This is a genomic window from Streptomyces sp. NPDC088194 (genome assembly GCF_040702025.1).
Classification (GTDB): Bacteria; Actinomycetota; Actinomycetes; order Streptomycetales; family Streptomycetaceae; genus Actinacidiphila.
This window is the reverse complement of the sequence record NZ_JBFBIV010000053.1, coordinates 49,573-60,919: the sequence shown is the minus strand read 5'-3', so window position 1 is coordinate 60,919 and position 11,347 is coordinate 49,573. Positions and strand designations below refer to the sequence as shown.

The window sequence follows — 11,347 nt, the reverse complement described above, 5'->3', positions numbered from 1 at the left end:
GCCCTGATCAACCTCCGAGACGCCGTCGGGCGTGGGAGGGTTCCCGAACCGCGGCCGGGTGGCGGCCGCGGAGGGTCCTGCTAGCTGTTGACGCAGGTGTTCCCGAAGGCGGGGTTGAGCAGCCCGACCACGTTGACCGTGTTGCCGCACAGGTTGACCGGCACGTGCACCGGGATCTGGACGACGTTGCCCGACAGCACGCCCGGGGACTGCACGGCGGCACCCTGCGCGCCGGCGTCGGCGACCGCCAGACCCGCGCCCGCGAGCACCAGACCACCGGTGGCAGCCGCAGTGGCGACGACCTTCTTGAGCATTTGCTTCCTCCTGGATGGGACCAACGTGGCCCCAGAGCCGCGGACCACACCCGTCGTAACGACGCGGAGGAAACGGGGCTACGAACGAACCCGGTCATTCACTCGTACTGGCGATCCGGGCCGGGGGTACGGGCACAGACGAGCGAGCGTTCGACCGCCGTACGGCCGTGGGTGAGGTGGGCGTGGTGGCCGCCGCCGTACGGCCGCGGGCGGGCGGCGGGGGGGCCGTGTCCACCGGCCGCCGCCCGCCACCCGCCCGCGCGCTGCTCGATCTCCCGCTGTCGCTCAGCAGTTGTCGATGAAGTGGTCCAGCACCCGCACCCCGAACTTCAGGCCCTCGGTCGGGACCCGCTCGTCCACGCCGTGGAACATCCCGGCGAAGTCCAGCTCGGGCGGCAGCTGCAGCGGGGCGAAGCCGAAGCAGCGGATGCCCAGGTCGGAGAAGGACTTGGCGTCGGTGCCGCCGGAGAGCATGTACGGCACGGTGTGGGAGATCGGGTCCTCCGCCTTCAGCGCGGCCCGCATCGCGTCGACCAGCGAGCCGTCGAAGTCGGTCTCCAGCGCCTTGTCGGTGTGGAGCGTCTCGCGCTTCACCCGGGGGCCGAGCACCCGGTCGAGGTCGGCGAGGAACTCCTCCTCGTACCCGGGCAGGAAGCGCCCGTCCACGTGGGCGGTGGCCTGGCCGGGGATGACGTTCACCTTGTAGCCGGCGCCGAGCATGGTCGGGGCGGCGGTGTTGCGCAGGGTGGTGCCGATCATCCGGGCGATGCCGCCGAGCCGGGCGAGGGTCTCGTCCATGTCCTCCGGGTCGAGTTCGACGCCGAACGCGTCGGACAGCTCGTCGAGGAAACCGCGCACCGACTTGGTCAGCCGGACCGGGAACTGGTGCCGGCCCAGCCGCCCGACCGCCTCGCACAGCTCGGTGATGGCGTTGTCCTTGTTGGTCATCGAGCCGTGGCCGGCGGTGCCGTCCACGGTGAGCCGCATCCAGTGCATGCCCTTCTCGGCGGTCTCCACCAGGTACAGCCGCAGGTTCTCGTTGACGGTGAACGAGAAGCCGCCGACCTCGCCGATCGCCTCGGTGACGCCCTCGAAGAGCCCGGGGTGGTTGTCCACCAGGTGCCGGGCGCCGTAGGTGCCGCCGGCCTCCTCGTCGGCGAGGAACGCCAGCACGATGTCCCGCGGGGGCTTGCGCCCGCTGCGCACCCGGTCGCGGATGACCGCGAGGGTCATCGCGTCCATGTCCTTCATGTCGACCGCGCCGCGGCCCCACACGCAGCCGTCGACCACCTCGCCGCCGAAGGGGTGCTGGCTCCAGTCGTCGGCGTTCGCCGGGACCACGTCCGTGTGGCCGTGGATCAGCAGCCCGGGCCGGCTGCGGTCCTCGCCCTCGATCCGCACCACGGTGGACGCCCGGCCCGGGTGCGACTCGAAGATCTCCGGCGCGAGACCCACGTCGGCCAGCTTCTCCGCCACGTACTCGGCGGCGGCGCGCTCCCCCGGGCCCGAGTGGTCGCCGTAGTTGCTCGTGTCGATCCGGATCAGCTCGGCACACAGGTCGACGACCTCGTCCTCGCCCGCGATCCTCCCGCTGTCCGCCCTTGCGGGCCCCGACTCACTCACGCTGTCTCCTCGCTCGTTCCCCGCCGCGGCGACCGCGACCGATGCGTCTCCCATCCTCCCTCGCCGCCCGGCGTCTTCCCACCCCCGCCTGCCTCGGCTCCTTCCCGTCCCCTTCCCCCGCTCCTCCCGCTCCCCCTCCCGCGCACCCTCACCGCCCCTGCGCCGCACCCTCACCGCCCCGTCAACGCGCCCTCCCGGCCCCGGCCTCCGGCCGTGATTTCCCGGTCTGGATCTTTGCTATGGTTTACCTCGTCGCCCCGGCCCCGTCGCCGCGGTGACACACCCCGTCCGGGTGGCGGAATGGCAGACGCGCTAGCTTGAGGTGCTAGTGCCCTTTATCGGGCGTGGGGGTTCAAGTCCCCCCTCGGACACCATCACCGACGAAGACCCCTGTTCATCAGGGGTCTTTGTCGTTTTACGACGGTGGTGCGACCGACGGCACGGCGACTCGCCGCCCAGGTCGGGCCGGGGATGACCGGCCGCATCGGCCCGCCCCGGAGGCCGCCGACCGACGCGCTCCGTCGTCACCCGCCAACACGTGGGACGGGTCGTCCGGCCAAGGGACTTGACGGTCAGCCGAAACGGCGCGGCCGAACCGATGGAAACCGGGTCGCCCCCGGCATCCATACGTTCGCTCGTCTCGCGGGCAAGGCCGATACGGTGCCGCGCTTCCTCGGCGTTCCCGGCGCGCGCCGAACCCACTGCCGAACTCACTGCCGCGCGACGTCGCAGAGAACCCCGTGTACGCAGGGCGAGTTGGTCCCCGATGCCGTGCTCGCGCCGGATGGCCGAAAGCGACATGTCGAGGAAGGCGTTCGCGTCGGACCAATCAGCGGTGGCCCACATGTCCCAAGCCCGGAGGCTGTTGGCCACCGCAGGCATCATGGCGTCACCGGACGCGGCCGCAGAGCACGCGGCGCGCTCACAGGCCATGGCGACCGGCTCGGGATGGCCGAGAGCGTGGGCGGCGTCGTGGGCGGTCTTGCAGGAGATCGTGTCGATGGCGAACGCCTCCTCGCGCTCGCGCCCGCCGCCGAGCGGCGCGGGGTGCCGTCGAACACCGGTGCCAGGTCGTACCGTCGAAGCTCTCGCACGATCGACGCGACAGAGGTACGCAAAGCGCTTTCGGCTCCCCTGGTCGCGTGAGGCCGTGCCGTCAGGTCCTTCGGATGGCAGTGCAGGGCCGCGGCCAACTCGTCGATCGCGCCTGCCCGATCACGCTCCACGCGCTCGTTCCCGACCTTGGAGACCCGCCCTTGGGTACGCCGCACGGCGGCGGCGAGGTCCGCCTGCGCCATCCGCAGACGAAGGCGCCGGCGTCGCACCCTTCGTCCCACCGTCTCGCCCTCGCGCCGCATGCGTCGATGCCGGCACGACGGCGGCAGCCTGCCGACGGAAACGTCAACCAAGGGCGGGGCATCGGGAAACCGCGCGCGGGCCGTCGGGCGGGCGAACCGCCCGTGGTGTGCCCCGGCTCACACGGGGCTCGGCGTGGCGCGGTGATTGCAGTGGCATCGGCCACAGAAAGGCGTTCTCCCGGGCCCATCCCTTCGAAATCGGGTTATAACTTCCGAAGTGGTGCGCAATGGGAGTTACTTGATCATCACTGGCGAAGTGACCGATTTCATACGCTTCGCGGCATTTCATCGTCCTGCGTAGAAAGGTGCGTATTGTGGCCGCTTACCTCTGCCCGCCCGCGGTGATCCACGGCGAGCACGCCGTGCAGACCGGCCAGATCCTGGCCGAAGTTCGCGACCGGCACCCCCACGCACCGTGGCTGTCGCGGATCGAGGGCATCGCGGACTCCACGGGGATCGCCTCCCGCGGGTGGATGCTGCCGCTGAGCGCCGCGGTCGCGCCCAGCGCCGAGGGCGGCCTGCGGACGCCGGGCGTCGCCCCGGCCCGGGAGGCGCTGGCCCGCGACGGGTTCGCCGAGCAGGACGTGGACCGGGCGATCGCCGCGCTCGAAGCGATACCGGCACCGCAGACCGTGCAGGAGCGCACCGCGCCCGCCTGGGAGGCCGTGCAGGCGTACGGCGAGCGGGCCGCGCGCGGGGCCCTGCAGAGCGCCGGCCTCGACGCCTCCGACGTCGACTGCCTGATCACCAGCAACTCCACCACCCCGGCGCTCCCGGGCCTGGACGTCACGCTGGCCAACCGGCTGCCGCTGCGCGACGACGTGCTGCTTCTGCCGGCCGCGCAGTGGGCGTGCATCGCCGGCACCCGCTCGCTCGCGCTGGCCGCCGACCTGGTCGCCGCCGACCCCGAACGCGTGGTGCTGGTCGTGATCTCGGAGGCGCTGAGCACCACCTACCAGCCCGCGGACGACACGCTGGAATCCCTGATCGTCCGCCTGCTGTTCGCGGACACCGCCGTCGCCGTGGTGGTGACCGGCCGGCAGCGGCCGCAGTCCGTACTGCGGCTCGACGCCGCCTGGCACCACACGCTGCCCGGCACCCAGGACCTGCACCGGCTGGACACGCGCAGCGACGGCACGCACTTCGTGATGGACCGGCGCGGGCCGCGCGCGGTGCAGAGCACCGTCACCGCGATGTGGGAGTGGCTGGGTCGCCGCCACCAGAACGACGCCACCCCCTGGCACCCCGACCTGCTGCTCGCGCACCCCGGCGGGACCCGGGTGCTGGAGTACATGGAGCAGACGATGCCCGAGGAGTGGCCGGAGGGGATGCTGACCTACAGCCGGGACAGCTACACCACCGGCAACCGCGGGGGCGCGGCCGTGTTCGACATCCTTCGGCGCGCGCACGACGCCGGCCAGAAGCCGGGCAGCCGTACGGTGCTGTACGCGGCGGCGCCGGGGCTCACCGCCACGGCCGTGGAAGGCGAGTGGCTGTAGCGCGCGGACGCCCTCCGCGCGGGTCCGCTGCCGATCGGCTGTAGCGCGCGGACGCCTTCCGCGCGGGTCCGGCACCGAGCGGCGCGGGTCGGCTGCCGGGCCAGCTGTCCCGTGGCGAGCCCGCGCTCCCCGTACCGAGCCGCGCGTCCGGCGTCACCCGCACCCCGCCCGGCCCCCGCATCAACCACCCCCACTACCAGGCGAGTTCGGCCCAGACGACCTTGCCGGTGTCGGTCCACCGCACCCCCCAGTGCGTGGTGACCTTGTGCACGACGTACAGGCCGCGGCCGCTGTCGTCGAGCAGCCCGGTGCGGCCCAGCCGCGGCCGGCCGTTGCCGGTGTCGCCCACCTCGCACAGCAGGCCGTGACCGTCCTTGATCAGCCGTACGGTGATGGGCCCGGTGGCGAAGCGGCCGGCGTTGGTCACCAACTCGCTGATCAGCAGCAGCGCGTTGTCCCGGGTCTCGTCCTTGGCCTGCCACTGCCGCAGCCGCGTGGTGGCCAGGGCGCGGGCCTGGGCCGCGGCGTCGGCGCGGGCCGGCAGCCGCCAGGTCGCGATGTCCCGCTTGCGACGGCCGGTCATCCGGGCGATCAGCAGCGTCATGTCGTCGCGCAGCCGGCTGCGCGTGGTGAGCTCGGTCACCAGCCGCCGCGTGGCCTGCTGGAGGTCGTCCCACGGGTGCACCCTGCTGACCGTCTCCGCCAGCCGGTCGATGCCCTCGTCGATCGACACCGCCGGGTCCTCCACCAGCCCGTCGGTGTAGAGGGCGATCAGTGATCCGGGGGGCGCGGCGAACGTGTGCGTGACGAACGGCTCGCGCAGGGCGAACTCGGTGCCCAGGCCGGGGTGGGGCGGCACCGCGAGGATCTCCGGGGTCCCGTCGGGCAGCACGAGCACCGGCGGGAGGTGGCCCGCGCTGGACATCACCACCTGGTGGCCGACCGGGTCGTACACGGCGATGCAGCAGGTCGAGCCGAGGGCGCTGTAGCCGGCCGCCAGGCCCGCCTCCGCGTCGTCCAGGAGCGTGACCGTCTCGTCCAGGTGCTCCAGCACCTCGTCCGGCGCCAGTCCCGCCGACAGCAGCGCCCGGGCCTCCATGCTCAGCTGTCCCATCGCCGCCGCGGCCGCCAGCCCGTGCCCCACGACGTCGCCGACCACCAGCGCGGTACGGCCACCCGGCAGCGGAAAGCTGTTCACCCAGTCGCCGCCGACGCCCGCGCTGTCCGGGGTGGTGGGCTGGTAGACGCTGGCGACCTCGATGGTGTCGCTCCCGGCGCGCGGCAGCAGCCGGCGCTGAAGGGCCAGCACCTGGGCGTGCTCGCGCTGGTGCTGGCGGGCCAGGTCGACGTGGTGGGCGGTCCTGGCCGCCAGTTCCTGCAGGTCGAGCAGTTCGCTCTCCCGGAACGGCCGGTCCGGCCGGCGCCATATCTCCGCCACGCCCAGCACGATGGGCGGCTTGCCGCCCTGGCCCTCCAGGACCAGGGGTATGCACACCAGGCTGGCGGGCCGGTCGCCGGGCACCAGGGCGCGCACCAGCCGCGGATCGCGGAGCGCCCGCTCGATCACCTCGCGGTCGGGGATGACGATCGGCCGCGCGACGTCCTGGCGTCGGACCGCGATGGCCAGCAGGCGGCTGGCCTCGCCGGGGAGGTTGTCGCCGGGCGTCAGATAGCCGTCCGGCCACGCCCGGTCCGGCACCAGGGCCGCCCGCCGCAGCCGGATACGGCCCAGCGGCTGCTCGGTGACGGCCTCGCCGGTCCACACGGCGTAGTCGAGGTCGACCGCGGCGACGTCCGCCCAGGCCAGCAGGGACTGGGCCAGGGACTGCGCGGTCTCGCCGATGTCCAGCGAGGTCCCGATGGCGGTCTCCGAGGCGTACAGGTGCAGCCGCTTGGCCATGGCGATCAGGGAGACGGTCAGCCCCTCCTGGGGCGCCGCGGCGGGCAGGATGCTCATGGAGACCACCAGCTCCGTGCCGTCGTCCCTGCGCAGCCGCTGGACCCGGGCGACGTGCGGCTCCCGGGTCTCCATCACCTGCCGCAGCCGCCGGGTGACCGTCGGGATGTCCCCGGGGGGCAGCAGGTCGGAGAAGGGCCGGCCGGCAGCCACCGTCAGCCCCTCGAAAGCGGGGGCCTCCAGGTTGCAGCGGGTGATGTTCAGGTCCCGGTCGACGTCGACGGAGCCGAGGATCTGCTCCTGGCTCTCGGTGGCGGGCTCGGCACCGTCGGGCCCTCCCGCGCTCTGCGAAGCGGCAGGACCGACCGCCGTCCGGCCGCCCTGCGGGCCGTAGTTCCCCAGGGCGCGGCTGACCTGATCGGACGGCAACGAAGACGAGGGGGATGGTGTCGAGTCCATACGGCTCTCTCAGCTCGCTCGCCAGCCCCCGGCGCATGACCGGAGGCATACCCGAGTTTCCACGTGCGAAGAAGCCCCGAGATCCCCTACCGCACACCCATTGAATAACACTCGAAGCCGCTCTGCTCGCAAGATCGATCACGCAGCGAAAGCGCGTGGTCACGCCATGCGCGCCGCGCCGCGGAATCCCCGGAGTGGCGCCCGTGAACGCGCCGCGGAATCGGAGGTCGGACCGGTCCGGTCGGGGCCCCGGGCGCCACCGGATCGACCCAGCCGACCGGGCTCACCCGGGCTCACCCGGACCACCCGGACCACCCGGACCACCCGGCTCCGGGGCACCGGCGGAACCCACCCGACTACAGGCGTGTAGACGTAAGAGCCTCGTTCTGACTAAGGTATGCCTTCGCTAAGAACGGTCGGACCCGCCGGTCCGCTACGAGGAGCGAGACACATGTGGGACGACGCGTTCCCGAGCTTTCTGATCGGGCTGCGTGAGGGACTGGAGGCGGGCCTGATCGTCTCGATCCTGATCGCCACCCTGGTGCGCGCCGACGCGCGAGCGCGGCTGCCGCAGGTGTGGACGGGAGTGCTGGCCGCGGTCGCCCTGGCGATGAGTTTCGGCGCGGTCCTCACCTTCACCGCCGCCGGCCTGTCGGCCACCGCGCAGGAGGCGTTCGGCGGCACGCTGAGCGTCCTGGCCGTCGCGTTCGTCACGGCGATGGTCTTCTGGATGCGCCGCTCCGCACGGCATCTGTCCGGGGAGATCAGGGAGAAGGTCACCGCCGCGCTCGCCATGGGCTCGGGCATGCTGGTGGTCACCTCCTTCCTCGCGGTGGGCCGCGAGGGCCTGGAGACCGCGCTCTTCCTGTGGACGACGGCACGCGCCGCGGGCGAGTCCACCGGGCCGATGCTGGGCGCCGGCATCGGTCTGGTCATCGCCGCCGGCCTGTGCTGGGGCCTGTACCGCCGGGTGCTGAAGATCAACCTCACCCGGTTCTTCACCGCGACCGGCGCCGTCCTGATCGTGATCGCCGCCGGGGTGCTCGGCTACGGCCTCCGCGACCTCCAGGAGGGCCGGGTGCTGCCGGGCCGCACCGCGTACGCCGTCGACCTGAGCGGCCACGTCGACGCCGGTTCCTGGTACGCCACCCTCGTCCAGGGCGTGCTGAATCTGACCCCCACCATGACGTGGCTCCAAGTCGCCGCCTACGTCGTGTACTTGGCGGTGGTGATGACGCTCTTCGTCCGGGGTGTCAGGGCGCCCCGCGCACCGGCCGAACGGCCGCACGCCGCCGCCGGGTCCACCGCCGCGCCCTCCACCGCCGCGCCCTCCACCGGCGGCTCCGCTCCCTCCACCGGCGGCTCGCCGCAGCCGAAGGGCGCGAACGCGCCGGAGGAGGCGGGCGCACCAGCCGCCGGCCCCTCCCCCGCCGCCACGGGCCGAACGCGGCGGCGCCCCGCCTGGGCCGTTCCCGTCACGGTGATCGCCGTGCCCACGCTGGTCGCCGGCCTGGTCGTCGCCCTCAGCGACGGCAAGCCCGCCGGCGCCCAGACCGTCGCCGTCTCCGGGTCGGACTGCGGCAAGGGCTTCACCGCGCCCGGGACCGGCCGCCGGACGTTCCAGATGCACAACACCGGCGGCAGGACGTCCGAGGTCTACCTCGTCGACCCGGCCACCAACGCGGTCTACGGCGAGATCGAGGGGCTGGCCCCCGGCACCACCCGGGACCTGGTCGCCACCGTCGGCGCCGGCACCTACGCCTGGCGCTGCGTGCCGACCGGCGGCAAGGCCGTCACCTCGGCCTCGGTACGGGTCAGCGGCAGCGGTACCTCCCGGGCCGTGCTCCCGCTCGCCGAGTCCGACCTGCGACCGCCCCTCGCGGCCTACAAGGCGTACGTGGCCGCCGGTCTCACCACCCTCGTCCGCCAGACGGACACGCTCACGGCCGACGTCCGGGGCGGGCGGCTCGCCGCGGCACGCGCGGACTGGCTCACCGCCCACCGCACCTACGCGTCCCTCGGCGCCGCGTACGGCACGTTCGCCGACTTCGACGGGCAGATCGACGGCCGTCCCGACGGGCTGTCGGGCGGGATCGGGGACCCGCGCTTCACCGGTTTCCACCGGATCGAGTACGGCCTGTGGCACGGCGAGTCGGCGGCCGGCCTGATGCCGTACGTGCAACGGCTCGGCAGCGACGTCCGCGAGCTGCGTACGGCCTTCCCCGGACAGGACTTCGACCCGTCGGACCTGCCGCTGCGCTGCCACGAGATCCTGGAGAACACCCTCCAGTTCGAGCTGACCGGTGCCACGGACCAGGGCAGCGGCACCAACCTGGCCACCGCGGACGCCGACCTCGCGGGCACGAAGGAGTTGCTGCGCGTGCTGCGTCCGCTGATCTCCGCGCGCGATCCGCGGCTGCCGGCGACCGTGGACGCCGATGTCGCGCGCCTGCAGGCGCTGCTGGACGCGGCCCACCAGGGCGCCTCGGGCAAGAGCGCCTCGGGCAAGGGCGGTTCCGGAAACAGCGGCGGATGGACTCCGGTGGAGTCGCTCGACCCGACCGCCCGGGCGAGGATCAACGGAGCCACCGGACAGCTCCTGGAAGACCTCGCCCCGATCCCCGATCTGCTCGAAGTCCGCAAGTCCGGCTGATCCGGGGCCCCTTCGGCGTCCCGCCGACCCGCGCGCCGCCGTCGGCACGACCGCGTCCGTACCCGTACCACCGCATCCGTACGACCGACCACCCCCGTATGACCACATCCGTGGACCGCTCGACCGGCAGCGCCGCTCGGGAGGTCCGGAAGGGACGCCGTCCATGCCCGACTCCGCTCACCCCGAGCCCTCCCAGGGGGGCTGCCCGAGGGACGCCGGCCGCCGGTCGTTCGTGAGGACGGCGCTCGGTGTCGGGGCCGGGGCCACCGCCCTGGCCGGCGGCGGCGCCGCCGTCACCACGGCGCTCGGTGGCGACAGCGCGCACGCGGCCGAGCCCGGCCGGGCGGCACCGGTCGCCTTCCACGGTGCCCACCAGGCCGGCATCACCACGCCGACGCCGGCCGCCGCGGCCTTCGTGTCGTTCGACGTCATCGCCGACACCAGGGCCGAACTCGCCGGCCTGCTCCGCACGATCACCGACCGCGCCCGTTTCCTGACCGTCGGCGGCGCCCCGGCCGACCTCGGCGTCGGCGCCCCGCCCTCCGACAACGGCATCCTCGGCCCCACGGTCCCCGCGGACGCGCTGACGGTGACCGTGGGCGTCGGGTCGTCCCTGTTCGACGACCGCTACGGCCTGTCCGCCGCGAAGCCGCGCCGGCTCGCGCCCATGCGCACCTTCCCCAACGACAACCTCCAGGCGGCGGAGAGCCACGGCGACCTGAGCCTGCAGATCTGCGCCGGCAGCACCGACACCGTGCTGCACGCCCTGCGGGACATCGCCCGGCACACGCGGGGCGCCATGCAGGTCAAGTGGCGTGTCGACGGTTTCCACAGCGCGCCCCGGCCGACCGGGACCCCGCGCAACCTGCTCGGCTTCAAGGACGGCATCGCCAATCCCGACGTGGCGTCCGGGCGCGAGATGGACCGGCTCGTCTGGGTCACCGACGCGCTCGGCGAACCCGCCTGGGCCCGCGGCGGCAGCTACCAGGTGATCCGGATCATCCGGATGCTGGTCGAGTTCTGGGACCGGGTCTCCCTCACCGAGCAGGAGAAGATGTTCGGCCGCCGCAAGGACACCGGAGCCCCGCTCGACGGCGCCCAGGAAGGCGACACGCCGCAGTACGCCAAGGACCCGCACGGCAACGCGATCCCGCTCGACGCGCACATCCGGCTGGCCAATCCGCGCACCGCGCGCAGCGACGACTCCCGCATCCTGCGCCGCGGCTTCAACTACGACCGCGGCGTCGACGCGGTGGGCGATCTCGACATGGGCCTGGTCTTCTGCTGCTACCAGCAGGACGTGGTCCGGCAGTTCGAGGCCACCCAGACCAGGCTCGTCGACGAGCCGCTGGTCGACTACATCTCGCCGGTCGGCGGCGGGTACTTCTTCGCGCTGCCGGGCGTACGCGACGCGAAGGACTGGCTCGGACGCGGACTTCTCGGCGCCTGACGCGCGCCCCTCGCTGTCCACCGCCGCGCCGAACGTCTACAGTGCTGTAGACATTCGGGTCCGCCGGAGCGGCCCGACCCGGCAACGGATGCGG

Annotated in this window: 6 protein-coding genes and 1 tRNA gene; 4 read left to right on the top strand and 3 right to left on the bottom strand. The window is 73.2% G+C overall.

The genetic code is table 11. From position 1 onward, the window contains the following. Positions 1-80: 80 nt before the first annotated feature. Together chpH and AB0399_RS26440 are read right to left on the bottom strand one after the other, a co-directional pair. On the bottom strand, positions 81-314 hold the full coding sequence (chpH, locus tag AB0399_RS26445; protein WP_329371208.1) for a chaplin ChpH: 234 nt from the start codon (positions 312-314) through the stop codon (positions 81-83). Between the two features lie 285 nt (positions 315-599). Beyond that, complete coding sequence (locus AB0399_RS26440) at positions 600-1,937, bottom strand: M20/M25/M40 family metallo-hydrolase (protein ID WP_329371206.1); 1,338 nt, start codon at positions 1,935-1,937, stop codon at positions 600-602. Positions 1,938-2,223: 286 nt separating this feature from the next. On the opposite strand from AB0399_RS26440, the gene AB0399_RS26435 reads away from it, so the two are divergent. Together AB0399_RS26435 and AB0399_RS26430 are read left to right on the top strand one after the other, a co-directional pair. Then, positions 2,224-2,311: transfer RNA gene (locus AB0399_RS26435), tRNA-Leu, on the top strand. 1,298 nt (positions 2,312-3,609) lie between these two features. Further along, entirely contained in the window at positions 3,610-4,794 is a 1,185-nt protein-coding gene (locus AB0399_RS26430) for a type III polyketide synthase (protein ID WP_329371202.1), read from the top strand. A 193-nt stretch (positions 4,795-4,987) separates the two neighbouring features. Here AB0399_RS26430 and AB0399_RS26425 read toward each other — a convergent pair whose 3' ends face one another. Beyond that, positions 4,988-7,150, bottom strand: a complete 2,163-nt coding sequence (locus AB0399_RS26425; protein ID WP_329371200.1) for a SpoIIE family protein phosphatase — start codon at positions 7,148-7,150, stop codon at positions 4,988-4,990. A 451-nt stretch (positions 7,151-7,601) separates the two neighbouring features. Between AB0399_RS26425 and efeU the strand changes: the two genes are divergently transcribed. Together efeU and efeB are read left to right on the top strand one after the other, a co-directional pair. Beyond that, positions 7,602-9,803 carry an iron uptake transporter permease EfeU gene (gene efeU, locus AB0399_RS26420; RefSeq protein WP_366413039.1) on the top strand — a complete coding sequence of 734 codons (2,202 nt, stop codon included), beginning with the start codon at positions 7,602-7,604 and terminating at the stop codon, positions 9,801-9,803. Between the two features lie 163 nt (positions 9,804-9,966). Next, positions 9,967-11,253, top strand: a complete 1,287-nt coding sequence (efeB, locus tag AB0399_RS26415; protein WP_366413038.1) for an iron uptake transporter deferrochelatase/peroxidase subunit — start codon at positions 9,967-9,969, stop codon at positions 11,251-11,253. Positions 11,254-11,347 lie beyond the last annotated feature (94 nt).

Excerpts from the sequence above, each read along its gene's own strand:
- chpH (WP_329371208.1), bottom strand. The coding sequence starts at position 314 with ATGCTCAAGAAGGTCGTCGCCACTGCGGCTGCCACCGGTGGTCTGGTG.
- AB0399_RS26425 (WP_329371200.1), bottom strand. The coding sequence starts at position 7,150 with ATGGACTCGACACCATCCCCCTCGTCTTCGTTGCCGTCCGATCAGGTC.
- efeU (WP_366413039.1), top strand. The coding sequence starts at position 7,602 with ATGTGGGACGACGCGTTCCCGAGCTTTCTGATCGGGCTGCGTGAGGGA.
- efeB (WP_366413038.1), top strand. The coding sequence starts at position 9,967 with ATGCCCGACTCCGCTCACCCCGAGCCCTCCCAGGGGGGCTGCCCGAGG.